This window comes from Marivirga sericea, assembly GCF_900177665.1.
Lineage (GTDB): Bacteria > Bacteroidota > Bacteroidia > Cytophagales > Cyclobacteriaceae > Marivirga > Marivirga sericea.
The window spans coordinates 52370-78056 of record NZ_FXAW01000009.1; the positions used below are offsets into that span (position 1 = coordinate 52370).

General features: G+C 35.6%; 21 protein-coding genes. 6 read left to right on the plus strand and 15 right to left on the minus strand.

Annotated features, from left to right (window positions below; all coding sequences use genetic code 11):
• Nucleotides 1-137 precede the first annotated feature (137 nt).
• Nucleotides 138-5420, plus strand: coding sequence for a trifunctional serine/threonine-protein kinase/ATP-binding protein/SpoIIE family protein phosphatase (locus tag B9Y84_RS18020; protein ID WP_085518795.1), 5283 nt, complete (start codon nucleotides 138-140; stop codon nucleotides 5418-5420).
• 65 nt (nucleotides 5421-5485) lie between these two features.
• Here B9Y84_RS18020 and B9Y84_RS18025 read toward each other — a convergent pair whose 3' ends face one another.
• From B9Y84_RS18025 to B9Y84_RS18050, 6 genes are all read right to left on the minus strand, one after another.
• Nucleotides 5486-5686, minus strand: a complete 201-nt coding sequence (locus tag B9Y84_RS18025; RefSeq protein WP_085518796.1) for a hypothetical protein — start codon at nucleotides 5684-5686, stop codon at nucleotides 5486-5488.
• 111 nt (nucleotides 5687-5797) lie between these two features.
• Entirely contained in the window at nucleotides 5798-6286 is a 489-nt protein-coding gene (locus B9Y84_RS18030) for a VOC family protein (RefSeq protein ID WP_085518797.1), read from the minus strand.
• Between the two features lie 10 nt (nucleotides 6287-6296).
• Complete coding sequence (locus tag B9Y84_RS18035) at nucleotides 6297-6902, minus strand: nitroreductase family protein (protein WP_085518798.1); 606 nt, start codon at nucleotides 6900-6902, stop codon at nucleotides 6297-6299.
• Between the two features lie 167 nt (nucleotides 6903-7069).
• The gene (locus tag B9Y84_RS18040) at nucleotides 7070-9550 is read right to left on the minus strand and encodes a ribonucleoside-diphosphate reductase subunit alpha (RefSeq protein ID WP_085518799.1); all 2481 of its coding nucleotides are present in this window, start codon (nucleotides 9548-9550) and stop codon (nucleotides 7070-7072) included.
• A gap of 145 nt (nucleotides 9551-9695) precedes the next feature.
• Complete coding sequence (locus B9Y84_RS18045) at nucleotides 9696-10691, minus strand: ribonucleoside-diphosphate reductase small subunit (protein ID WP_085518800.1); 996 nt, start codon at nucleotides 10689-10691, stop codon at nucleotides 9696-9698.
• Between the two features lie 370 nt (nucleotides 10692-11061).
• Nucleotides 11062-11568 (minus strand): hypothetical protein, encoded by a 507-nt coding sequence (locus tag B9Y84_RS18050; protein WP_085518801.1) that lies wholly within the window; start codon nucleotides 11566-11568, stop codon nucleotides 11062-11064.
• A gap of 291 nt (nucleotides 11569-11859) precedes the next feature.
• Between B9Y84_RS18050 and rplU the strand changes: the two genes are divergently transcribed.
• The 3 genes from rplU to B9Y84_RS18065 all read left to right on the plus strand — a co-directional run bounded on the left by rplU (nucleotide 11860) and on the right by B9Y84_RS18065 (nucleotide 14890).
• On the plus strand, nucleotides 11860-12171 hold the full coding sequence (rplU, locus tag B9Y84_RS18055) for a 50S ribosomal protein L21 (RefSeq protein WP_085518802.1): 312 nt from the start codon (nucleotides 11860-11862) through the stop codon (nucleotides 12169-12171).
• Nucleotides 12172-12179: 8 nt separating this feature from the next.
• Entirely contained in the window at nucleotides 12180-12437 is a 258-nt protein-coding gene (gene rpmA, locus B9Y84_RS18060) for a 50S ribosomal protein L27 (protein WP_085518803.1), read from the plus strand.
• A gap of 305 nt (nucleotides 12438-12742) precedes the next feature.
• The gene (locus B9Y84_RS18065) at nucleotides 12743-14890 is read left to right on the plus strand and encodes a tetratricopeptide repeat protein (protein ID WP_139828091.1); all 2148 of its coding nucleotides are present in this window, start codon (nucleotides 12743-12745) and stop codon (nucleotides 14888-14890) included.
• A gap of 11 nt (nucleotides 14891-14901) precedes the next feature.
• Here B9Y84_RS18065 and B9Y84_RS18070 read toward each other — a convergent pair whose 3' ends face one another.
• From B9Y84_RS18070 to B9Y84_RS18090, 5 genes are all read right to left on the minus strand, one after another.
• The gene (locus tag B9Y84_RS18070) at nucleotides 14902-17574 is read right to left on the minus strand and encodes a DUF5686 and carboxypeptidase regulatory-like domain-containing protein (protein WP_085518805.1); all 2673 of its coding nucleotides are present in this window, start codon (nucleotides 17572-17574) and stop codon (nucleotides 14902-14904) included.
• Nucleotides 17575-17641: 67 nt separating this feature from the next.
• A complete protein-coding gene (nadD, locus tag B9Y84_RS18075) occupies nucleotides 17642-18220 on the minus strand; it encodes a nicotinate (nicotinamide) nucleotide adenylyltransferase (protein ID WP_085518806.1) in 579 nt (192 codons plus the stop codon).
• A gap of 4 nt (nucleotides 18221-18224) precedes the next feature.
• Complete coding sequence (gene gmk, locus B9Y84_RS18080) at nucleotides 18225-18800, minus strand: guanylate kinase (protein ID WP_085518807.1); 576 nt, start codon at nucleotides 18798-18800, stop codon at nucleotides 18225-18227.
• A complete protein-coding gene (locus B9Y84_RS18085) occupies nucleotides 18797-19042 on the minus strand; it encodes a zf-HC2 domain-containing protein (protein ID WP_139828092.1) in 246 nt (81 codons plus the stop codon). The genes gmk and B9Y84_RS18085 overlap by 4 nt, the downstream gene beginning before the upstream one ends.
• An 87-nt stretch (nucleotides 19043-19129) precedes the next feature.
• On the minus strand, nucleotides 19130-19702 hold the full coding sequence (locus B9Y84_RS18090) for a sigma-70 family RNA polymerase sigma factor (protein ID WP_085518809.1): 573 nt from the start codon (nucleotides 19700-19702) through the stop codon (nucleotides 19130-19132).
• Nucleotides 19703-19796: 94 nt separating this feature from the next.
• On the opposite strand from B9Y84_RS18090, the gene B9Y84_RS18095 reads away from it, so the two are divergent.
• Nucleotides 19797-20900, plus strand: coding sequence for a glycosyltransferase family 4 protein (locus tag B9Y84_RS18095; RefSeq protein ID WP_085518810.1), 1104 nt, complete (start codon nucleotides 19797-19799; stop codon nucleotides 20898-20900).
• A gap of 151 nt (nucleotides 20901-21051) precedes the next feature.
• A complete protein-coding gene (locus B9Y84_RS18100; RefSeq protein ID WP_176223835.1) occupies nucleotides 21052-21924 on the plus strand; it encodes an FkbM family methyltransferase in 873 nt (290 codons plus the stop codon).
• A gap of 11 nt (nucleotides 21925-21935) precedes the next feature.
• Here B9Y84_RS18100 and B9Y84_RS18105 read toward each other — a convergent pair whose 3' ends face one another.
• The 4 genes from B9Y84_RS18105 to B9Y84_RS18120 form a co-directional block, all read right to left on the minus strand.
• Nucleotides 21936-22751 carry an FkbM family methyltransferase gene (locus B9Y84_RS18105; protein WP_085518812.1) on the minus strand — a complete coding sequence of 272 codons (816 nt, stop codon included), beginning with the start codon at nucleotides 22749-22751 and terminating at the stop codon, nucleotides 21936-21938.
• A 113-nt stretch (nucleotides 22752-22864) separates the two neighbouring features.
• Nucleotides 22865-23953, minus strand: a complete 1089-nt coding sequence (locus B9Y84_RS18110) for a glycosyltransferase family 4 protein (protein ID WP_085518813.1) — start codon at nucleotides 23951-23953, stop codon at nucleotides 22865-22867.
• 6 nt (nucleotides 23954-23959) lie between these two features.
• Nucleotides 23960-24847, minus strand: a complete 888-nt coding sequence (locus B9Y84_RS18115) for a glycosyltransferase family 2 protein (RefSeq protein ID WP_085518814.1) — start codon at nucleotides 24845-24847, stop codon at nucleotides 23960-23962.
• A gap of 13 nt (nucleotides 24848-24860) precedes the next feature.
• Complete coding sequence (locus B9Y84_RS18120; protein WP_085518900.1) at nucleotides 24861-25634, minus strand: glycosyltransferase family 2 protein; 774 nt, start codon at nucleotides 25632-25634, stop codon at nucleotides 24861-24863.
• Nucleotides 25635-25687: the final 53 nt, after the last annotated feature.

Here is a 25687-nt window from a genome sequence, read left to right on the forward strand (position 1 = left end):
AAACATGGGAGGCTGCTGATCGATGATTTAAAGCCTTCCATCTTAAAAGGACACTAGAATTTTATTTTCAGGTAGTTAGAATCGATATTTACAATCAATAGGGGGAAAAATAAAAGGGGCATTTTGAGTGAAATAAAATGATGGAAGGAGAATTAATCTACAATTCGACAACAACGAGCATATATAAGACGAAATTATCTGAGTATGATTCGGACGTGCTAGTGAAGTTATTGAAAAAGGAGCATGAGTCAGATAAGAAAATCAACCAGTTTGAAAATGAGTTGCAAATTAGCAAAAAGTTAGAAAACAGTGGATTTAGAAAAGCTCTGAGTAAAAAAATCATTGATGGACAACATGCTCTTGTACTGGAATATGTTGCAGGAACACCACTATCTCAAGTTTTTACACAAACCGTAAGTATTTCAGAATTTCTAGATATTGCAATTCAGTCCTCCACTCTTTTAGGAAAACTCCATCAAAAACACATTATTCATAAAGACATCAATAGCAACAATATACTTTATGATCAAACGAATAAAAAAATATCCATTATAGATTTTAACATCTCCTCTGAAATAAATTTAAAATCTAACCATCTAGAAAATCCCGATCGTCTAGAAGGGACCTTACAGTACATTTCTCCTGAGCAAACAGGACGAGTAAACCGTATTATTGATTATAGGTCTGACTTGTATTCATTAGGCATCACACTATATGAAGTACTGTGCCGTGCGCTACCGTTTCGGGCGAGTGATTCACTAGAATTAATTCATTTCCACATTGCAAAAAAGCCTGTCGCACCGCATAAACAAAACGACAAGATTCCAAAAGTAATCTCAGAAATTATCTTGAAATTACTTTCAAAAAATGCAGAGGACCGATATCAATCAGCAGAAGGATTGCTCCATGACCTGCATAAATGCCAACAGGAATGGGAAAAAACATCAAAAATAACTGACTTTACTATTGGTCAAGAAGACTTTTCCAATCAATTCACAATTCCTGAAAAACTGTATGGAAGATCAACTGAAATACAGCAGTTGCTGGACGCTTTTTCGCGAGCTAGTAATCTTAGTAAAGAATTAGTTTTAGTTTCAGGAGCTTCCGGAACAGGTAAATCAGCTTTAATAAGCGAGGTTAATAAACCCATAACTGAAAAAAAAGGAGAGTTTCTAAGTGGCAAATTTGACCAATTTCAAAGAAACAATCCTTATTTTGCTATCAGTCAAGCATTCAAAAGCTTTACTCAATCGATTCTTTCCAAGGAGGAAAACCAATTAAAAATTTGGCGAGATAAAATACAAAATACCTTAGGAGAAAATGGAGAAGTTTTACTGGAAATAATTCCTGAAATGGAACTTGTTATTGGAAAGCAGCCTCCGCTACCTAACCTAGGTGCCGCAGAGTCTCAAAATAGATTGAACTTCGTCTTTCAAAAATTCATTAAATCTATTGCTCAAGCGGAGCACCCATTAGTGATTTTCATTGATGATATGCAGTGGGCCGACACTGCCTCTTTAAACTTATTAAATGCCATCCTTGCAGATAAAGAAATTGAGAATCTGTTGATTATACTATCCTATAGAGATAATGAGGTAGCTGAAGCACACCCCTTTCAGTTAATGCTGGATAAATTAAAACTGGATGAACTCGCGATAACAAAAATTGCACTTGAAAATTTGTCCCTCGATTCTATAGTAGAATTATTAAAAGATGCTTTGTTAGATACTGGTGCACAAATCATGGCCTTAGCAGAATTAATTCAACAGAAGACAGGTGGGAATGCTTTTTTTGTAACGCAATTCCTTAGAAATCTTTATGAAGAGGCTTACATAACAGCCAAACCAGGTGATAGAAAATGGAGCTTTGATTTAGACAAAGTGAGCAAAATGGGATTCAGCGATAACGTGCTGGATTTGATGATGCAAAAAGCAGAAAAATTACCGAAAGATTTACAAGAGACTCTTAAAACAGCCTCAGTAGTAGGAAATACTTTCAGCCTTCAAGAATTGACTCAGCTTAGTAATCAGAAAAATGAAGTCATTATTCCGATCCTAAAGAAGGCCTTACAGGAAAATCTTATTATCCCGCTACGGGATAATATAGCGTTATTATCTTCTACAACTATTAAAGAGGAAATCCAATTCAAATTTGTACATGACAGAATCCAGCAAGCCTTTTATGAATTATTGGGTCATGAAAGAGCACAATTGCTACATTTATCCATCGGGAGAATGATTAAGTCTAATTCCGAAAAAGATAAAGAAAGCAATATACTTTTTGAAATGATCAACCATTTTAACCAAGCATTAAATTTAATAAATGATGTAGAGGAGAAAATTGAAATCAGTAAATTAAATTCTTGGGCGTGTGAAAAAGCAATATTGAGCGCAGCTTATGAATCGGCATTGAATTATGCTGAAAATGGAATGAAATTGATTGAAGGTGAAAAGCTCGAAGATGAACTTGACCTTCTATTTCAAATCAATCTCAGAAGAGCCGAGGCTGAGCATTTGTGCGACCGAGATGGCGCTGCTAATGAATTCTATGATAAAGCCATTGCTCTGGCCAACGGTAAAAAACAAAAAGCGGATGCCTATGAAAAGAAAATTCATTTTTATACTAATATAGGAGACTTTAAGAAAGCCTACGCAACGGGAAGCGAAGTGCTGAATAAAATATTTAATATTAAGCTGCCGCAAAACCCGCCTAAGCCTGCTTTGATTATCAATATGCTAAAGACCAAAAGCAAGTTTAAAGGTCAACCTATTCGCGACTTTGTCAACCATAAAAGAGCTGAAGATGAAAATGTAATTCTAGCCGTGAAACTGATGGCCGCCATTTTAAAATCCGCTTATCAAATTAAACCGGAACTAGCCGTTGCCAATGCCATGGTAATGGTTAATTTATGCATGAAGAAAGGTAATACTCCGGAAAGTGCCATTGGTTACTTGGTTTTTGGGGGTATTTTTATGGGTGGTATTTTGGGTATGAGAAAAACTGGCCAGCAGTTTGGCCAATTAGCGCGTGATTTAAATGAAAAATACGGCAATATGACCCAGCGTAGTGAAGTGCTTTTTGTGAATGGCTATTTTGCTACCTCCTGGCTAAACCCTGCAATTGAAGCCGAAAGCTATTTCAATAAAGCTTATGAAACAGGCCTGGAGACTGGCGATCTATTTCACACAGGTTGTAGCTGTTGCGCTACTTTGCAGCATCAATTAATGCGAGGAATACCCTTAAAGGAAATTGAAAAGAAAGCCGGTATTTATCAAGAATTACTTAAAAATCTTTCAAATAATCAAGAGCTGATTGGAACCGTCAAAGCAGTCAAGCAGGCTGTTTTATGTTTTCAAGGAAAAACTGCCAGAGCCACTTCTTTTGACGATGAACAATTCTCTGAAAAGGAATATTCAAAACAAACAGAGGGCTATGTATCTCAGCATTTTGCGCATTACTTCTTCATCAATAAGCTCTATAAGCAATATTTAAATAGAGATTTTGAGGAGACTAAAAAGACTATAAAAAAATCCAAAAGTCTAATGGATGCCTCTGCAGGTATGCTGCACAGCTCCGAACATTATTTTTGGGCGGGAATGAACAATGCTATAATGCATCAAAAATCAGGAGACAAAAAATCTGATTTGAATACTGCCATTAAAAGATTTAAGAAATGGAAAATCCAGAATCCAGCAAATTTTGAAGCCAAGTATTTATTCTTAAAAGCTGAAGGCGAATTCATCAATAAAAAGTACTGGCACGCAGCTAAGACCTATACCCAAGCTATAGAAAGTGCTAGGAAATATCATTATCTGCACCTGCCTGCTATGATTCATGAACGTATGGCGGAACTGATGGATATTGAAAATCGACATGAAGAGGCCAAATATCATCTGAATAGATCGATTATAATGTATAGCAAACAAGGTTTTCAAAATAAAGCAGAAGTGCTACAGAAAAAACAAAGCACTGTATATGGAGGCAATGATATTACATCATCTACGCTAGCCACTACTTCTGCCAAGATTACTGAATTTAACTTTGAGGGAGCTAACACTATTGACATTAATACTATTATCAAATCTTCTCAAACGCTATCTGGGGAAGTAGTATTATCTAAATTATTAGATAAAGTCATGCATCTGGTAATTGAAAATGCTGGAGCTGAGAAAGGTTTCTTGATGTTAAAGAATGAAGATACTAAAGAGTGGTTTGTAGAAGCTAGTTGCGATGTAGAAAATACGGAAGTAGAATTAATGCAACATCTTCCGATCAAAGATATGATGCCGAGAGGTAAAAATCCTCAAATATCTGCCGGCATTGTTAACTACGTGATGCGAACGGAAGAGACAATAGTGCTAAATGATGCCACTAAAGAGGGGAATTTCACTCAAGATGAACATGTACTTTTGCAAAACCCTAAATCCGTTCTATGCATTCCGTTGGTTTACAAGGGCAAAATGTTGGGAATTTTATATTTAGAAAATAATCTTTCATATGGAGCCTTTAATGCAGACAGGACTCGGATTTTAAACATGCTGACAACACAAATGGCTATTTCAATTGAAAATGCCATGCTCTATGAAAACTTGGAAGAAAAGGTGCAGAAACGTACCGTAGAGGTTGTGGAACAAAAAGAAATCATAGAAAAGAAAAATGAAAATATTACCGCTAGTATTAAATATGCAGAAAGAATACAGAGCGCTGCACTTCCCACCAATGAAAGCATTAGTGCTTCCCTAAAGGAAAATTTCATCTACTTTAAACCTAGAGATATCGTATCTGGTGACTTCTACTGGTTTGCCAAGACCAAAGACAAAATCTTCATTGCTGCAGTAGATTGTACAGGTCATGGTGTTCCTGGTGCCTTTATGTCATTAGTAGGAGAATCTCATTTAACCAGCATTGTAAAACAGAACAATATTTTAGAACCTGGTAAGATTTTAGATCATTTACATGATGCCATCCAAAGGTCATTAAAACAGAAAGAAAGTAATAATCAAGATGGAATGGATGCCGCATTATGTGCAATTGATATTACCAATAACACGTTAGAATATGCAGGTGCTAATAATCCATTGGTAATGGTGGACCAAAAAGGTGAAATGACGATCATAAAAGCTAATAAAATGGCGATAGGTGGCAAAAGAAAAACTCGCAACAATGATCGCTTTACCAATCATAAAGTAGATTTAGTAAAGGGCACTACTTTTTACATCTATTCCGATGGCTATGCCGACCAATTTGGTGGGCCTAATGATCGGAAATTTATGGTGAAGAATATGAAAAAGCTGCTTCAAGATATTGCTCCTGAACCAGTAGAAAAGCAAAAATCAATATTAGGTGATCGATTTGAAAGCTGGAAAGGTCAGCAATCGCAGGTAGACGATGTGTTAGTAATTGGTTTCAGAGTTATATAAAAAAAATAGGCTGTCTTTGCATAATTCATCGAAGACAGCCTATTTACCTTACTTGATTCAAAAAATTACTTTTTCCCTTTAGAATACAATAAACCTCCTACCACTAATACTACTACACTTACAATCAATGGGGTCCAATCTGCTGAACTAACCGCAATATCCATCCCCAAAACACTAAAGCTTTCAGAGTCTTGCATTGCTTGGACTCCAAAGAGAACCGTGCCTATCAGTCCGATAATCAGAATAATTATGCCAATAATTTTCATATGTACGATTGATTTTGGTTTAGAAAGAACATTCAATACATTCTTTTGTATTTAATACATACGGTAATATTAAAGAATGGTTATGATGTTATTCTCTTGCCTTGTTCAATTTCAGCTCAATGCGGCTAATAAACTCTCCAAATTAAGTGGCCTAGTATACATTTCTATTTCTCCATCATCGCCTATCGGCCATTCAGACTTTGGTCGATCCCAATAGAGTTCTACACCATTTCCATCCGGATCATCTAAATACAATGCTTCGGAAACTCCATGATCTGCTGCTCCTGTAAATGGATAGTTAGCTTGTCTTAAACGAAGAAAAATTTCTGCCAAGGCTGTTCTGGTAGGATAAACAATAGCTGTATGAAACAAGCCAGGATATCTACTAGGTGCTGGTTCAGAGCCCTTACTCTGCCATGTATTTAAGCCAATATGATGATGATAACCACCTGCTGAAATAAAAGCGGCTTGATCACCCATTTTCTGCGTAATCTCAAAACCTAGCAATCCATGATAGAATTCTAAGGCTTCATCCAAATCAGCAACTTTCAAATGTACATGACCAATCCGAGTTTCCGTTGGTATTTTGTAATTTTCCACAGAACTGAATTTAAAATGAACTACTACCCCAATCCTGATCGAAAATTATTTCATTTAGGGACTTTCTGTTTCGCTGCTTCTGCTCTCTTTCCTTCAAATCTTCAGGGACATCCTCCACATCTAACTTATAACCTAAAGCTATAGCGGTCACCGCCTCATAGTCTTCAGGGATATCGAAGTCATTGAATATATTATCTCTCACTATACCAGCCATCTGATGTAAATACAAACCCATAGCGGTTGCTTGTGCAGACATATTTCCAACCGCCAATCCTACATCGTGCCAGCTATGCATATTAGGCGACTCATTCAAAGAAAAACTTTTCTTAGCAAAAGTCAGCATTAAAACTGGAGCATTTTGAGCCCATTTTTGATTATGAGGATTAATACCATTTAAAACTTTCTCATGTAACGCTTCATTGTCTTTTGTGGCCACGATGAATCGCCATGGTTGCTCATTAAAACATGAAGCGGCCCAACGAGTAGCTTCAAAAATTTGCTCAATTTGTGCTTTGCTAACTTCCTGCTCTGAAAAAGCTACGGTGCTCTTTCTTTTCTTAATTAAATCTAATTGTAGCTGAGATAGATTTTGTAGTGTATCTTTCTGGTATTCCATATTTCTTATTTTGTATCTATTACGAATTAAGAGGATCTATGTTGCTACATGTAATATGCCTTAACCAAAAAAACCACCCAGTTTCCCAGGTGGCTTTCGGTTATGAATAAACAATTTGTGTTTATTGTCTTTAGTCTAAAATCTTGTATCTAGACTCTAGATTCTTATTATGATCCACACATCTCACAATCATCCGGATTATCCAATGAGCAAGCAACTTGCGCTGCTTTAAGCGCTGCTAAATCATCATCAGCATTGGCTTGTGGTCCTTGACCCTGAGTTCCGCCAGTGTTGCTAGGTCTATTGATTTTAGTATCCGTATTTTGTGTGATATCTTGCGGCTTTTGCTCTGGTTGAGGTTCGCCCAATTGGCTTTTATCAACTGTAAACTGAATTGCACTGGTTGCTGCTTTTGATCTCAAGTAGTACATACCCGTTTTCAAGCCTTTCTTCCATGCATAAAAATGCATAGAAGTCATTTTACCGAAGTTAGGATCTTGCATGAAAAGGTTCATGCTCTGTGATTGACAAATGAAGGCACCGCGATCAGCTGCCATATCAATAATTGATTTCTGAGAAATTTCCCAAACTGTTTTATACAGTTCTTTAATATCTGCTGGAATATCTGCAATATCCTGAACCGAACCGTTAGCGGCAATCAGTTTATTCTTCATGTTGTCGTTCCACATGCCTCTTTCGATTAGGTCGCGCATTAAGTGCTTGTTCACTACCACAAACTCACCTGACAATGTTCTTCTTGTGTAGATGTTGGATGTATAAGGCTCAAAGCACTCATTGTTACCCAAAATCTGAGAAGTAGAAGCCGTTGGCATTGGAGCTACTAATAAAGAGTTTCGCACTCCATTTTTCTTCACTTCTTGTTTCAATGTAGTCCAATCCCATCTATCGGAAGGCGTAACATTCCACATGTCGAATTGGAATATTCCTTTTGATACCGGAGATCCCTTATAAGTCTCATAAGCTCCTTCTTTTACAGCCAAATCTTTTGAAGCCGTCATAGCTGCAAAGTAAATCGTTTCAAAGATTTCTTTATTCAGTTTTCTGGACTCCTCTGAATCAAACGGGTAACGCAATAGCATAAATGCATCGGCTAATCCCTGAACCCCCAAACCAATCGGTCTGTGTTTCATATTCGAAGTTTTCGCTTCTTTCACCGGATAATAATTTACATCAATTACTCGATTAAGGTTAACAGTTGCCGTATACGTAATATCATATAATTTATCGTGATCGAAGAAATTCTGACCGTTTTCGTCAGGCTGCACGAACATAGGCAATGCAATAGAAGCCAAGTTACATACAGCTACTTCATCCTTCGAAGTATACTCCATAATCTCAGTACATAAGTTGGACGACTTAATAGTACCTAAGTTTTTCTGATTCGACTTCTTGTTGGCCGCATCTTTATATAACATATAAGGAGTGCCTGTCTCAATCTGAGATTCTAAAATCTCAAACCAAAGCTCTTGTGCTTTTACAGTCTTTCTTCCTCTTCCTTCTCGCTCATATTTCTCATAAAGTTTTTCAAAATCGTCACCATAAGCCTCATCCAATCCTGGTGCTTCATTAGGATCAAATAAAGTCCATTCAGTATTGGCCTCCACTCTCTTCATGAATAAATCAGACATCCACATAGCATAGAATAAATCACGCGCACGCATCTCTTCTTTTCCATGGTTCTTTTTCAAATCCAGGAAGTCGAAGATATCAGCATGCCATGGTTCAAGATAGATAGCAAAACTACCCTTTCTTTTTCCACCACCTTGATCTACATATCTTGCGGTCATGTCAAAGTTTCTCAACATAGGAACGATACCATTGGAAACCCCACCGGTTCCTTTGATATATGAACCTGTTGCTCTTACGTTGTGAATGCTTAACCCAATACCACCGGCCGACTGAGAGATTTTAGCCGTTTGCTTCAAAGTGTCATAGATACCATCAATACTATCTTCTTGTATGGTTAACAAGAAGCAAGATGACAATTGTGGCTTTGGAGTACCCGCATTGAAAAGAGTTGGTGTAGCATGTGTAAACCATTTTTCAGACATCAAATTATAGGTTTTGATAGCTGATTCTATATCCTCCCCATGGATACCAATTGCTACTCTCATCAACATATGTTGCGGACGCTCTACAATTTTTCCATCCACTTTCATCAAATAAGAACGCTCTAAGGTTTTAAATCCGAAGAAATCATACCCAAAATCGCGATCATAGATAATAGCAGAATCTAATTGAGCCGCATGTTTTTTTATGATCCCATAGGTTTCTGTAGAAAGCAAAGGCGCATTTTGTCCGGTTTTTGCATCCACATAAGTGTAAAGTCTTTTCATTGTATTGCTGAAAGACTTACTGGTGGTTTTGTGCAAATTGGAAATGGCAATTCTAGCAGAAAGCTTCGAATAATCAGGATGCTTAACCGTCATCGAAGCCGCAGTTTCAGCTGCTAAATTATCCAATTCCTGAGTAGTTACGCCATCGTAAATGCCATTGATTACTTTTCTAGCCACATCAATTGGCTGAATGTAATTAAGATCTAGACCGTAGCATAGTTTTTCTATGCGGGCAGTGATTTTATCGAATTTAACGGTTTCTCTCCTACCGTCTCTTTTTACAACTAACATGCTATTATATTATTATGGGGTTCATGTCCCCCGTACTGACGGGGAACTCTCATTTTATAAATTCTATTTGCTCTAACTAGATTTCTGCCTTCACAGAAATGAGGCTATGAAAAGGCGGACACTTATATAGCCCGCTTCTCAATTCTTAGAAGTCTTCGTCCAAAGAGAATTTAGCTTTATCGCTATCTTCTTCTTTTTTCATTACACCTGCTTTTTGGTAATCTCCAACTCTTTTCTCGAAGAAATTGGTTTTACCTTGTAATGAAATCATTTCCATAAAATCAAATGGATTGCTTGATCCATAGACTTTATCGCATCTTAATTCTTGTAATAATCTATCCGCCACAAATTCAATATACTGACACATCAAATCTGCATTCATGCCGATCAATTTCACAGGCAAGGAATCCGTTACAAATTCTTTTTCAATTTCTACAGCATCAGTAATAATTGAAGTCACTTTCTCTTTTGATAACTTATTTACTAAATGATCATTGTAAAGCAAACAAGCAAAATCACAATGCAAGCCTTCATCTCTTGAGATTAACTCATTAGAAAAAGTCAGGCCTGGCATTAAGCCTCTTTTCTTTAACCAGAAGATGGAACAGAAACTTCCTGAAAAGAAAATACCTTCCACAGCAGCAAAGGCAATTAATCTTTCCGCATAATTTCCTTCATCAATCCAGCGTAATGCCCAATCTGCTTTTTTCTTCACACAGTCCATGGTGTCAATAGCATTGAAGAGGCTGCTTTTCTCTTTATTATCTTTCACATAAGTGTCAATTAAAAGAGAGTAAGTTTCAGAGTGTACATTTTCCATGGCAATTTGGAAACCGTAGAAGAATTTCGCTTCAGTGTACTGAACTTCCGCCACAAAATTCTCTGCCAAATTTTCATTTACAATACCATCACTTGCTGCAAAGAAAGCTAGTACGTGTTTTATAAAGTGAGTTTCGCCTTCGGTCAGGTTTTCCCAATCCTTCATATCCTGACTTAAATCAATTTCTTCAGCCGTCCAGAAACTAGCTTCCGCCATCTTATAAAATTCCCATATATCTTTATGCTGTATAGGAAATAATACAAAGCGGTCTTTGTTCTCCTTCAAAATTGGTTCGTCTTGAAATGTGGTTACTTCACTCATCTTTGAAATGTTTTTTAGTTATGTAATAAATTCTTCAAAGAAAACAGGGTGGTTCAGGCTAATGAATTCTTACTAAAGCAGATAGAAAAAATTACGCAGTCAAAAATCTTTTTTTTCTTCCCTATTTTCTTGGCTGTGCTTACAAATATTAGGAAGAAAGCTGATAAATCAAAGGCTCAGTAGTTATGGACAGAGCAGTGTGGATAAGTATATAACTACCTATATTACAATATTTTAAATGACTTTATCTTAGGATTACTTAGGGGTTTTTCGGCTGTATTTGAACATAAAAAAAAGTTGCAAAAGTTTTCCACAAACACAAGCATTTAAGCTCATAAAAAAATGACTCTAACAACCGTTTATTACATCATTAATTATTATACAACAACCTCTCTTTCAGGTCCTCAGGCATAAACTCTATCTGAGGCTCGTGTTGATTTAAGAAAAATGCTAGTGGTCCGTAGTAGGTGTTTGCGGTAACCGGGTCTTCAAATTTTCTGTACACCCCCTTCTTCATTTTGTTTGATAATGCCGCTGATACTGAGCTCCTTACTTTTGATTTATTAAGGCCTGGTTCCTTTTCCATAATAAAATCAACCACTTCATTCGTTTTGACTAACTTACGCTTAAAATCAATAAAATAGGTGATTTTCTTAGTCCAAGCCCATTGATCATGATAAGCATTCGTCTTTTGATGCAGCAAATTCTGGGCTTCATTTTCTTGAAAGAGAGGTAAGTTAACCAGATTAGAAAGATGACTATCTATCTCTTCAATCTCAGCTTTAAACTGATTAATCTTCATTTGTAAAGCCTTCTTTTTATCGCCTAAAGCTTTTATATAGAGGTCGGTATATTTCTCAGGAATGTTTACCTTCATTTTTTAATATATTTTGAACGCTTGGATGTTTCAAAATAAAGCAATTCAAGCATCAAAAGCAAGCAATTCAAGCGTGTTTCGCTACTAAATTTACGTTAAACGTATTAAAATGCTCTACTCGCTCGTATTTTATACGATTTCAAGCAATATTACGATCGCTTATCAAATGTGCAGAACAGGAAATCTCCAAATTACTTGATGTATTGCATTAGCTTTTGTAACTATTAAATAAAATCCCTATATTTGCATTCCTTTTGGGAAATAGTATACTTATTAAAAACAATTATTTCAATGTACGCAATTGTAAACATAGCCGGAAAGCAGTTCAAAGTAACGCAAGACCAGTTCGTTTACGCTCCAAAGATGGAGGGTGAAGATGGCGCTTCCGTAGAGTTCGACAAAGTATTGTTAGTAGACAATGATGGAAAAGTCGAAGTAGGTGCTCCTTTAGTTAAGGGCGCTAAGGTATCAGGGAAAATCCTTGGTCATGTTAAAGGCGATAAAGTAGTCGTATTCAAAAAGAAAAGAAGAAAAGGCTACAAGAAAAGAAATGGACATCGCCAAGATTTCACAAAAGTATTAATCGAAAAAATTTCTAAATAATATAAACCATGGCACACAAAAAAGGAGCTGGTAGTTCTAAAAACGGTAGAGAATCGGAAAGTAAACGATTAGGTGTGAAAATTTATGGTGGCCAAGCTGCAATAGCAGGAAATATCTTGGTTCGTCAGCGTGGTACTGCGCATCACCCAGGTGAAAACGTAGGGATGGGAAAAGACCATACTTTATTTGCACTTACTAACGGAGTGGTTCAATTTAAAAGAGGTAAGAAAGACAGATCTTATGTTTCTGTTGAACCTGTAAATTAATAAAAGATAATTTAATCTTTTCTTAGAAGCCTTTCATAAAAATGAAAGGCTTTTTTTATACCCGACAAATCCATCAGCAGCAGCAAATTTTGGTATGCTAGCAATAAAAGATGTGAAACATAATGCTTTGGGAACGGCATCTGTTCTTCAACAACATTTACTTCCCTTTGATATCTGCCCTCACTAATTTTCCTCCATCATATTACATTAAAAACTGATCTCTCTAGCTACAGCTGTAATTAATAACTATTATCTATCCAATTTATTTACTATCTTAATTATGCTTGATCAACAGAATTATCAAATTGAAATTCAGAATTTTATATATAGCCACCTATTTACTTTTCAGTTTTCAGTCTTTTTCAGGCATCCAAACTGATAGTATCAAAAATCTATTGCAAAATTCGAATAAAGATGATCAAATTGACATACTCCATGAGTTAGTTTTCGATAATTGGCTAAATCGACCAGATTCTGCGATGAAATATGCAGAACAAGCCTTAATGATCGCTCAAAGACTAAATGACCCTGTTCATATATCTAAATCCCTACGGCTTTTGGGAGGTACCTATACCTACAAAGGCGAATATGAATTTGCCTTAGAATATAATATTCAAGCTCTGGAAATTGCTAATCAGATCAATGACTCTATTCTGATGCACAATGCCTTGAATAATATTGGCTACGTATACATAAGCTTAGGAAATTACCAAAATGCTTTAGAATATTTGATGCGCTCTTATGAAATGAAGAAAAATTTAGGGGTGAAATATGGACTGGAACATACATTAAATAATATAGGGTTAGTCTATCTTCAAGCTCAGATGTTTGATAGCGCTCATCACTATCTTGATGCGGGCTTAAAAGCAGCCAAAGACAATAAAGCCTATGAACTGATTATCTATTCGCAAAATAATATAGGGAACACTCATTTAGCTCAACAAGAATACAGCAAAGCACGCCAATCTTTTAACTCCTCACTACAAATTGCCCAAAACCATGAAAATAAGAATTGGGAATCAGTTGCTTTGCAAGGCATGGGACAAGTAATGCTGCATGAAAAAAATTATGACTCTGCACAGTATTACTTCGAGCAGTCCTTCAAGATACGCGAAGCCATCAAAGACCAAAAAGGAAAGAGCGAAATCTATTTATGGCTTGGTAGATTATCTCTCCTCAGAGATCAAGCCAATGAATCATTGGAATACTTAGCAAAAAGTGACTCACTAGCTCATAAAATCAAGGCAAACAATATCATTATTGAGGTATACGAATTGAAGGCAAAAGTATACAAAAGTTTAGGTAATCTTGAAGCAGCTGATGAACTATCGAAAATGAATGTGATTCTCAAAGACTCTTTGTATGTGAATGTACTAGGTCGAAATTTGAGTTTGATACATTTAAAAATGGAAGAAAACAAGAATAGAATGCTCTTGGAAAAGAACGAAATTGAGCTGAAAGAAAAAAGCTTTCAAAATTTAGTTTACATCTCCATTTTAATATTAATCATCCCGTTCTCAATACTCATAGTACTAATTTTTCAAAGAAATAAGAAAATCAATAGCACACTAAAAAAGCAAAATGATAAAGTAGAGGCTCAAAAAGAAGAGATTGAATCGCAAAAAGAATACTTGGAGCTGAATTTAAAAGAACTTGAACGCGCCAAAAATGTCATCAGCCGCCAAAAGGATGAACTTGAAGTATTAAACGGACAGTTAGCCGGCACTGTTGATAAGCGAAATATTGAGTTAAAATCAGTAAATGATAGGCTTAGAACTACAAGTTTGGAGTTAGATAACTTTATCTATAAATCATCACACGATATTAAAGGCCCTATTGTAAGATTGATGGGAATTTGCAATATCGCCTTACAGGATGTGGAAGATGCCAAAGCCCTAAATTATTTCAGCATGCTAGACAAAGCTGCAATGCGGCTAAATATTATAATTGAAGAATTAAAATTGATCAGTGAATTACAAGACAAAACATTAGAAAATAGTCAGATTGATTTTCGAACAATCATTCAAGAGTCCTTTAATGAAGTGATCTACATTGAAAATATCAAAGATTTTGATCTTAACATCAGTATTGAAAGCAACTTTATTTTTTATTCCGATGAGTCATTGATCAAGCTAATTACTTTCAACATTCTTCAGAACGCTGTGCAGTTCATGAAGAGTGAAAGCCTTACTGATTATAAAATCCAGTTTTCACTCACACACCAAGCCAAAAGCATTAGCTTACTATTTAAATTGTTTAATCTGCAGCTTATTGATGAAGAAAGCAATAAACTAATGAACGGCTTCTCAAAAGCGGAAAAGGAATTTGAAAATATTAGTATCGGATTATATACAGTTAAGCAATGCATTCAAAAACTAGATGGGAGTTTCAGTATTCACTCTTCAAAACAACAGCATACTATTTTTGAGATTAAATTACCGAAAAGTGTATAACCAGCTCCTTACTACTCATCATCTTGCACATTAACTGAAATATTTCCTCCAAGAGTAGTGGCAATACCTACTCTAACTCCCCAACCCTTGTACTGCATATTTTCATATTGGGTAGCAACCTCTATTCTGAAAAATTTGAGTATGCCGTCAAGAGAATATCCAATTTCAGCATAATTATTACTATCAGGTGTATAAAGGTAATTTAAGAAAGCACCTTCTTTAAGTCCCATAAATCTGGTAGCAGGAATTTGAGTGATGAGTAATTTCCTAAATCTATGAAAGATAAAATTCTGCGCATAAAATTGGTCAGTACTGAACCTGTAATAGTCTAATAACCGGAAAGACTCCACCGGATCATTTTGTGTGATAAATGCTCTATTACCAGGGAAATGAGCATAATCCATAAAGCCAAGCTCATTACTATTTAAAAATGCTCCTATTTTTGTATTAAAATAAGTCCGTCCTTTAGCACCAAAATCAAATTCATCTTTGTACCCTACAACCAACCTGTCGAAGTCAACATTACTTCCTGCGAGGTTTTTAAACCCTTTATAGTATTCTAAAGTAAATCGTGTTGATCGTTGGGTTACAGGTCTTTTAATTCCATTTCTTATGACATATTTAATAAATGGTCGATAATAGAATTTCACATTAGCAGTTAAAGCCGTCTGCCCATCAAAATCATCTATAGGATTAATATTTACTGGATAGTTCGGTGTGAATTCTCGCTCCCAATCGATTATCCTAAAATCAGCATTGTTATTTAACCTCTTCCGCTCTTCATATTCTAAATCCGCAGACATGCCTATTCTGGCCGAAAACTTTCTCTCAAAGGTCAACTTCATGAAATCTTTTTCATAAATCTTCATGAAGTTTTGTTCCCAAATTGTTGTAAAGCTGGTGTTAAGAAGTGGTCCAACAGCTGGGGCATCATTGAATTGTTGTATATATCTTCCCACTCTAAACTCGACATTACCTGTCTTAAATTGATACTTGGCTAAAACTTTCCCTGAAATTCTATTTCTCGCAACAGAATAACGAACCGTTGGCTTAATGAGCGCATATGACCTCCAATTATGATAACTTCTGTCTTCAGTGGCACGATCTATCGTAGTATCATATTTAATAGGAATATATCGTTTTAAACCAATACTGTAATCCAAATTTAATCCTTCAACAGTATTATACTGAATATTTAAAAACGGATTATAGATCTTAAAATATAGCTTTTTTGCACTGTCTAGTTTATAATCACCTCCTACTATAATATCTGTAAGTTGAAAGGTTCTTTTCTTTACATTTTTGGTGGAGTCTTTAGAGGCTTTAATCTCTTGAACTACATTGATGCTGTCAAGCTTCGCATAACCTCTAGTTTCATCTGTAGAAAGTGGAATAGGTCTAATTTGAGCCCAAAAAACAGAATCCTGATTAAAAGCAGAAGAATCCACTTCATAATCATAAATCCCAATTATATCTTGCTTTGCCAAGGAATCTTGTTGAGCCTTCTTGTAATCTTTCATGATATCCGATAAGTCCTCAGACTTAACAGCTACTTTTTCTTGCTTTTGAGTATTTACCAAATCATTAGCCTCTTGTATAATCTCTTCGGTCATTTTACCTTGTTCTGCATCATCCTTATCCAAAATCTTGATGTTTCTAGGCAGAGCTGGGTTCAATTCAATTTTATATTTACTCATTGAAGCTAAGTACTTCCCTTCAAAACCTACTCCCATAAGTTTACCTTCTACATCAAATTGGTGGGTGATAGGCATCCAGGCTAGATTATTTATACTTTGATATACCTGTCTAATTCGTACATCAATTCCAAGTTCAATCTGAGCATTCAAATCTACTCTAAACAAAGCCCAGTCCTCTTCCACCAACTGAATTTCACCTTCAAAAACATTCGGAGCTGGTACTTTAGGGATAACTTTTATTTTATTGATGAGATTTTTACCATCCATAAAGGCGCCTAAATGTTTAAATTTGTAATACCTAAAAGCTTTGGAGGATAAGGGCGAAATAACAGAAGCAATTTCATCTTGATAAAAACTTCCGGCTATAAAACGCATGGGGTTAGCATTAAAATCAGTTTCCTTGGATGCATAGATCGAAATCACCTTTTCGGAAAACTGATTAGGTCTGCGATAGCTCACTTCGCTGACCGATTCCGTGATAATCATCGTTTCGGTATCAATACCTTCTTTTTTCAATACACTCCTTAAGTAAAACGGAATATCGGTAACTCTTCCTTTACCCTTTACATAAACAGTGGCAGAATAAGCATCAATTTGTTGGCGATGATAGCTGCTTTTGGCAATGGCTTTCCGCATCATCCAATTTGCGGGATCAGTAGCCTTTGCTGTGGTTGTGACTTCATTTAATAACAAACTTTGCCTAGGCAATTGCACGTCCAGTTGAATATTTCCATTCTCAACAGTGACTTCTTTTGTAACCGTTTCATAGCCCACAAATTTATACTGGAGGGTATAAGTCCCTTTTTTCAGTTGTAATTCATAATAAGCTTCCTGATTGGTAGCGGTACCCGAACCGGTTTGCTCCACATAAATGGTGGCAAAAGGCAAAATTTCTCCCTCGTCACCATAGACTACACCTCTTACGCCCTGTGCATTAATGTGAAAAAAAGAATAAAATATTAAATAGACAGTAAATAATTTCTTCATGCTGTGGTTCGAAAGGGTTAAAGATATTAAAGTTAAGGTTGATAAATGAAGCCTAAGTGACAAAAAATCAGAAGTAAAGCTTTTTACCTTTTATCCTATCTAAAACCGCATCTGGAACTAAATATTTTACTGAGCGATTATTTTTTATTGACTTTCTAATAAAGGTGGCCGATATATCCATCATCGGAGCTTCTACGAAACGAACGTTTTCATGACCTTCCAATTCAGATTTTTTTGCGTTTGGCCGGGGATAAACCAATAAACCATAATCTCGCAAAATAACATCACTATTTTTCCATTTAGGGAAACTCTTCAAATTATCCTGTCCGATTATTAATTTAAAATGATGATTGGGATGCTGATCGGTTAAATAGGCTAAGGTATCTGATGTATAACTTGGCTTAGGCATATCGAACTCTATGTCCGTAACTTTCATATGAAAATGGTCGCCAATCGCTGTCTGTACCAAGTCATACCTATCAAACTCGTGGGCGAGTGATTCTTTTTTTTTGAAGGGGCTTTGAGGAGATACAACAAACCAAACCTCATCTACATCAGACTCCTCCAACATCGTATTAGCAATTATCAGATGGCCTACGTGAATAGGATTAAAAGAACCAAAGAATAGACCTACGTTTTTACGCATAAGATTATTTTCCAATAAAATCTGTAACCATAGTTAATGCCTTTTCCTGAGAAGTAGGTAAGTCCTCATTCACTAAAGTAACATCAAATTCTTTCTCAAAAGTCATTTCAAACTTCGCTTTGTAAAGCCTCTGCGATAAACTAGATGAAGATTCTGAGTTACGATTTTTAAGTCTCTCCTCTAAAACTTCTAAGGAAGGAACTTTCACAAAAACAGCTAGAGCTTGGTCCCCGAAATATTTCTTGAGCTTTAAGCCTCCTTTGACATCTACATCAAATATTACTGCTTTCCCATCATCCCAAATTCTTTGGACCTCTTCTTTTAACGTACCATAAAAATTTCCTTCGTACACTTCCTCCCATTCGACAAACTCATCTTTATCAATGCGTTTTTTAAATTCCTCAACGGTCAAAAAATGATAATCAACTCCATCTATCTCTGTCCTCCCTCTTTTATCTCGGGTGCAGGCTGAAATCGAAAATCCTAGTTCAGGATGTTTATCTAATAAATGTTGAACGATAGTGGTTTTGCCCGCTCCTGATGGAGCAGAGAAGATAATAGCTTTACCTTTTTCTTTCATTTTAAGAAGGCCGTTTCAGAGATTTTGTTTTGGATGGAGTTGGCTAATCCCGTGGGACTGGTGCTTGGTTTAATGTGGTTTTTAAGACTATCCTTAATCGACTTACTCAATAAGTATTCTTCTCTACATTCTTCACATTTTTCCAAATGCCCCATTAACTCATCATGTTGCTTTTGGGTAGCTTGTCCGTCAATTACTAATTCTAATAATTCAGTACATGCTTGCTTTTGCTCAACTTCCATGGTTTGCTTCTTCTTTAAAAAATTTTGGCTGTTGCCATTAATATGCAAATATGCCCAATGTTTTCCTCACCTAAAAATCTCCTCCAATTATTTTCGCTTATCCTTATAGCCTAAGGAACTAGCATATTGCTTCAATTTCTCTTTTAATAAATTTCTTGCCCTATGCAATCTACTTCTAACAGTACCGATTGGGATGTCTAAAATTTTAGCCATCTCCTCGTAAGTAAAGCCTTCCAAATCGCACAGTATTATAACAGTTCTGAAATCCACATCAAGCGAATTAAGCGCATTTGTGATTTCATCACCAATTAAATGTTGAACAGTTTCTACCCTCAGATCAGTCGTAATATTCTCATTAACAGAATCTGAATTATAAAATGATTCAACCTCTTGGTAATCTACCTTATTAGGTTGCTTACTTTTTTTACGGTAATTATTAATAAAACTATTCTTCAAGATTCGAAACAGCCAAGCTTTTGCATTGGTTCCCGTTTCAAAAGAATTGATGAATCTATACGCTTTCATGAAGGTCTCTTGCACCAGATCCTTGGCATCATCTTCATCCAAAGTCAGCCTATAAGCGAAATTATACATCGCATCTATATGCGGCATAAATTCTTCATTGAATACTCTTTGTTTATCTTTGCTTTCGTATGACATACGCTCTCCCACGGACTAGTTTAATTATTCTATATAACCGAAAAATGGAGAGAAGGTTATACCAATGAATTCTTAATTTTATATCAGTTATATTATGAATATTCTAATTCTTTGTGCGCAGGGAGGTGTTGCAGGTTCAACATACAGTATATCTTACTTAGCTAAGGGCTTGGCTGAAAAAAAACACAATGTATATTTAGGCCTATTGAAAGGTTCATTTCTAGACAGCTTAGTTAAAGATAGCACAGTTAAAAGAGTCTATATGCCATTTAATGGCAAGACAGATAAAAAAACTCGCTCTATCATAAAAGAATTAATTGAACAAGAGAATATCCATATTATAAATGCTCAATCATCAAATGACCGCTATGTTGGACCTCTCATTAATTTTTTGAATGGAAAAAATGTAAAAATTATACAAACCAGACGGCAGAACCCAAAAAAAATGATTGGGTTAAATAAATTCTTTCAGAATATCTTCAATAACTACTTTTGCGACCATCTTGTGGTGGTAAGTGAGGCGCTGAAGCAAATATTCATAGAAAGAGGGATTCATGCGAATAAATTAAAGGTAATCCATAACGGAACGCCAACGGATCAATACCAGCCAAATTTAGAACTGAGAAAAAAATTACAAAATGAATTAGGCTATTCGGATCAAGATATTGTGATAGGGTGTGTTGCTCGCTATAAAAATCAACCTCAATTAGTGAAAGCACTCCAACTACTACCCAAAGAATGGAAAGTACTTTATGTTGGTTTAGATGAAGAAAACTACAGAAATAGGTTTCCAAATGAACCCGACATTCACGATGTTCCGCAAGAAGTAAAATGCCTAGGGATTGTGAATGATAAATCAGCTGTCATTCAATACTATACTCTCATGACCGTGAATGTCCTACCCTCTACCATGGATGGATTTGGGCTAACTTTGGTGGAAAGTATGGCAATGAACACTCCTGTAGTAGCAACCAATTTTGCTGGAATCCCTGATGTAGTGCAACATGAAGAAAACGGACTTCTCTATGAAAATGAAAATTATGAAGACTTTGCAAACCAAATTAAAAGAGCTGTAGAAGATCAAGAACTTAGAAAAAAGCTATTAGAAAATGGCAGAAAGACCGCTTTTAATACCTTCTCTATTGAAAATACCATTAATAAATATGAAACTTTTTTTGAGGAGATTCTGCATAGCTAGCAACAGGCCTTATGATAGGTTCTGCAATATCACTGCGGAGATTATAAATAATTAAAGCTACTGTTTGAAAAAATTATAATTTCGAAGCTTTTTTTCATAATTTCACATATCATCAGCTATCGTTCTATTTTGCACCAAAAAATAAAATATAGTGTCTAAACTATTTCGAAAACTAGTCCCCAAGTTTATTAGGCGACCGATTGAAAAAAATAAACTAAAATCTACCGTTCTGAATTACTACAATTCAAATGAGGAAGAATTTATTGACCAGGAGAAAAGTAATGCACTTGAATATTTGAAAGAAACCGGATTTAGTGTTTTTCCTTATCCCTTTCAGGAAAAATATAAACGTTCGGATATAGAAGTGTATGCCGATCCATCCAACCAACTAAAATATATTGTTACCGAAGGAAAGCGACTTTATTTTAAAAGGAAATCATCTAAAAGAGGCGTTCGTAGAAATTACAATTTTTTAAAGATAGAGCAAGATCAAAATTCCCCACACCGGTACTTAACATCCGAATTTGATATTAAAGAAAATGTTATTTTAGTAGATGTAGGTGCAGCAGAAGGGAATTTAGCTTTAGAAGCTATTGAAAAAGTAAAGAAAGTCTATTTGTTTGAAACAGATGAACGATGGATCGAAGCACTTGAAGCGACTTTTGCTCCTTGGAAGGAAAAAGTGGTTATTGTCAATAAATTTGTATCGGATGTAAACGATGCAAAAAATGTATCCCTAGACGAATATTTCAAAGACAAAGAAAGCTTCAATTTTCTAAAAGTGGATGCTGAAGGAGCAGAAGGTGATATTTTGAAGGGGGCGGAAAAAATTATTGCAGAAAATAAAAATTTGAAAATAGCTCTTTGCTGCTATCACAAGCCTTATGATGAAGATAAATTTAAAGCCTATCTTGAAGACAGAAACTTCGAAGTTTCCTTTACGGATGGATACATGATATTCCCTGAACCTAAAACTTTTAATCCTCCTTATTTAAGACGTGGTGTACTAAGAGCTGTAAAGTAAAAATTGCTTCTCTATTCAAAGGTTTTTATCATATTTATGCCAAAGCTATAATCTTTTCTGACTGCGACACTATCGCCTTTCACTCTCTTAATTAGAAATTCATTTTCTGTGAAATATTGCTCCGCTTCACCATATTCATCATCACCCAAATGACCACTTTCAAACACAATTACCTTTGGCTTATTATTACTTAAATCATAAAGTTTTATGACTTCAAAGTCGAAACCCTCCACATCAATTTGCAAAACATCCACTTCTTTAATTTGATATTTAGCCCTAAGAAACTCAAATGTTTTGGATTCCACTTTAACTTCATCTATATACTTTTCTATTGAGGAAGGAACCGTGATACCTTTTCTCTTCGCAATAATATCGACATCGCCCCGGTCTACCTTATCTTGCAAAGTTGGACGATGAAAAGTGGTAAGCCCTGTTGCCCATCTTTCTCTAGTGAAGCTAATTTTATACATATCCATTAGGCTGATTTTATCGCTAATAGCAATATTTTCCATGAAAATGCCTTCATCTCGCATATAGAGAGGGAAAAGTTGATATCTAAATACGTCAGGTTGCGGTTCGATCAAAAGACCTTGCCATTTGTCGCGCTTCACAAATTTATGGATCGGATCGTGGTTGATACCGTCATTAGCTCCCACCTGTATTACAAAGGTAGTATCCAGGTTTTTTGAAATCTGGTTATAAAAGTAGCCTAAAGTTCCCTTTTTAGGATTAAATAGGTATTTATAAAAAAAAGTAAACAAGAAAGAATTACGTGCTGATAATCTGAATACAAAGTTTTTGTAAGCATGGGTAAAGTACTTTTTCATCAGAATAGGCGGTTATTAGATTAATTAAAACACAATAATACGAAGATTCAAGTTTGAGAAAGAAAAATCAGCTAATAAATAAATCCTTCCCTTTCTGTGTTGCATCACAATAATTAATAGGAAATCAGCTTTTTATAGAATTTCTCATATTCTTCCACTGTTTTACTGGTATGGAAAACGGTTTGAATTCTGTTTTGAGCTGCTTTACCATACTTACTGATTAACTCAGAATTGTAGATATATTGCTTCATCCCTTCTGCTAATTCCTTTGCATTTGCTTTTGGTACTACAATGCCGGATTCCCCTGAAACTACCAGTTTCCTATTGCCGGGTATATCCGTTATCAATGGGGCTTTACCTAATGCCATGGCTTCAATTGCTGCTTTAGTGATAGACTCACCGTAAAGAGAAGCCAATACAAACACATCGCAATTGTTCTCTACTTCTAGAATATCCTTTCTAAATCCCAGAATATGAATTTTGTCTTTAACTGGACTGTCATTAATCAACTTTAAGAATTCAGGCCTATCCATATTATTACCTGCTAAGAACAGTTCAAAAGGTGCGTCTTTATCTAAGTAATGTGTGGCTTTCAGTAGATATTTCACGCCCTTCATTTTTCTGTCGTTAGCAGTGCAGACAAATTTCACATTATCCGGATCTTGCGTATATTCCGATAAATCTGCCTTTTCATCTACTTGGTACCATGAAATATCATGCCCTTTATTGATAGTTTTGAAAATAATTCTTTTAGAAAATGAGTGCTTTTCAAACAGCTCTTGGATAGCCTGAACATTACAAATTACTGCATCGACTCGTCTGTTGAAATACTTTAAGTAAATAAATGGATCATACCAAGCAATATTCCCCGTATAACCTCTATATAAAATTACTTTTACAGGTAATCCCTTGGCTGCTGGAATTCCATTGAAATAAGCAAGGCTGTTATACATCTGTAGAACATCAAATCCTCCTCTTACTAACTCTTTCCTTATGAAAGCGATACTTTCTTTATCACGTTTTTTTTCAGGGTGAAATGGAATGACCTTAATCCCATGCTCCTCAAATCGCGGGATGTATTCAGATTCCTTATAAGTCATAACAGTAATATCATGCCCTTTTTGTGCTAAACCGATAAAAATTTCAGCTTCCGGCCGTACAGTAACAATTGATCTAAAATTACTAATAACTAATATCTTCACCTCACTCTATTTAAAACTGTAATAAATCTTTTTGAGTCGATTGACTATTTTCTTTGACTGTGGTAGGTTAGTTTCCTTTATGATCGAGCTATAGTCCGCCCCAATTTTCAGGAAGTTTTGCGTGAAAGTTTTCGAACTAAGCCCCCATTTCATAATAAATTGAATTCTACCGGTATTCTTTCCTAAACGCTTAGTCGATTTTGAACCAAAATGATACACTAAACTTTCTCCTTTTCCCTTGAATATTTTGACTCCTGCTTCATAGATCTTTTTCGAAAAGTCGGGGTCAGAGTACATTCCAGGGCTGTATTCAATACTTAAGCCCCCCACTAAATCCCAAAGGTCGACAGCCATAATATTAGGTGGCCAGGTGCTTCCGCTCCAGTCGTTTTTAACAAGACTTTTATACTCGCTTAAGAGTTTCTCTTCCTGAAAATTATCTAGCCCATTGCCATAATCTTTTACCACTACACATGAATTACCAGTGTCTGTAGGCTCTATAAGGGTAGCTGATAGCATAAACATTTTCGTATCCAACGATCTGATCTCGTCATGCAACACTTTGTCCCAATTGGGTAAAACATACATATCATCATTTAAATACAACATATAGTCTGCTTGGAAAAGCTTCCTACAGCTATTTAAGGCGTAACAAATTCCTACATTTTCTGGAGAAAACACATAATCAAGATCTTCTTGCTGTTTTACCCATTCCAACGTATCATCTTTTCCTTCATTAATAAACACTATGATCTGATGATTCAATTCAGAATGGTTACGAATTGCCTTAATACAATTTTTCAGAATGTTAAGATTATTCCAAGTTGGAATAACTATAGAAAACACGGGCGAATTCTCTTTTTGGCTGCAATGTGATTTGAAATTATCTAGCATTCAATCGCAAAAGTTAATGTTGTGAATTAGTTTTCTTAGCTCTTTCTATTTCCCAGAGCTTTATTATCTTTAAATAGGTTTCTACAGCAGTGAGCAGGCAAATTGTTAAACCCCTGTAGCCCCCCAGAAACCCATGTTTAAGAAAGTAGTCTCTAAAAAACCTCCAGAACGGCTTAAATATTAATTTAAATAGAGTGAATCTTTTGCCTTGATCATAAGCCGCTTTAGCCGCTACTGTAGAAAAGTAATTTACTTGCTTTAAATGTTCTTCAATTGTATGATAAGTATAGTGAAGCAGATCTCCTTTCAAATGCTTTTTACTACTGCTTGAAAGTATAATTTTATCATGTGGATTTGTGCCTCCCCATTCAGCAAGCCTTCTATCAAAAAGTCGTACTTTTTGATCTGGATACCAACTTCCGTGACGGAAAAATTTTCCGCAATAAGAGGATAACCGATTAAAGAAATAGGCATCATACTCCCAGTTTGTTTTTACACTCAAAATGGAATCTATCAGCTCTTCAGACAGCTCCTCATCAGCATCTAAGGAAAGTACATATTCATTCGAGGCTTGCTGCACGGCAAAGTTTTTCTGCTGAATATGTCCTTCAAATGGATTTTTCTTAAACTCACAATGAAATTCGGAGCAAATTTCTTCTGTTCTATCACTGGAGAAAGAATCCACCACGATTATTTCATCCGCAACTTTCGTTAAAGAACTTAGACATCGTCTGATGTTTTTTTCCTCATTGAAAGTGATCACAACTGCAGATAATTTAATCTTCAAGTAATTGGTGTTTAAAAAATTAAAAAAGCCAACAATCACGTTCTGACTAAACT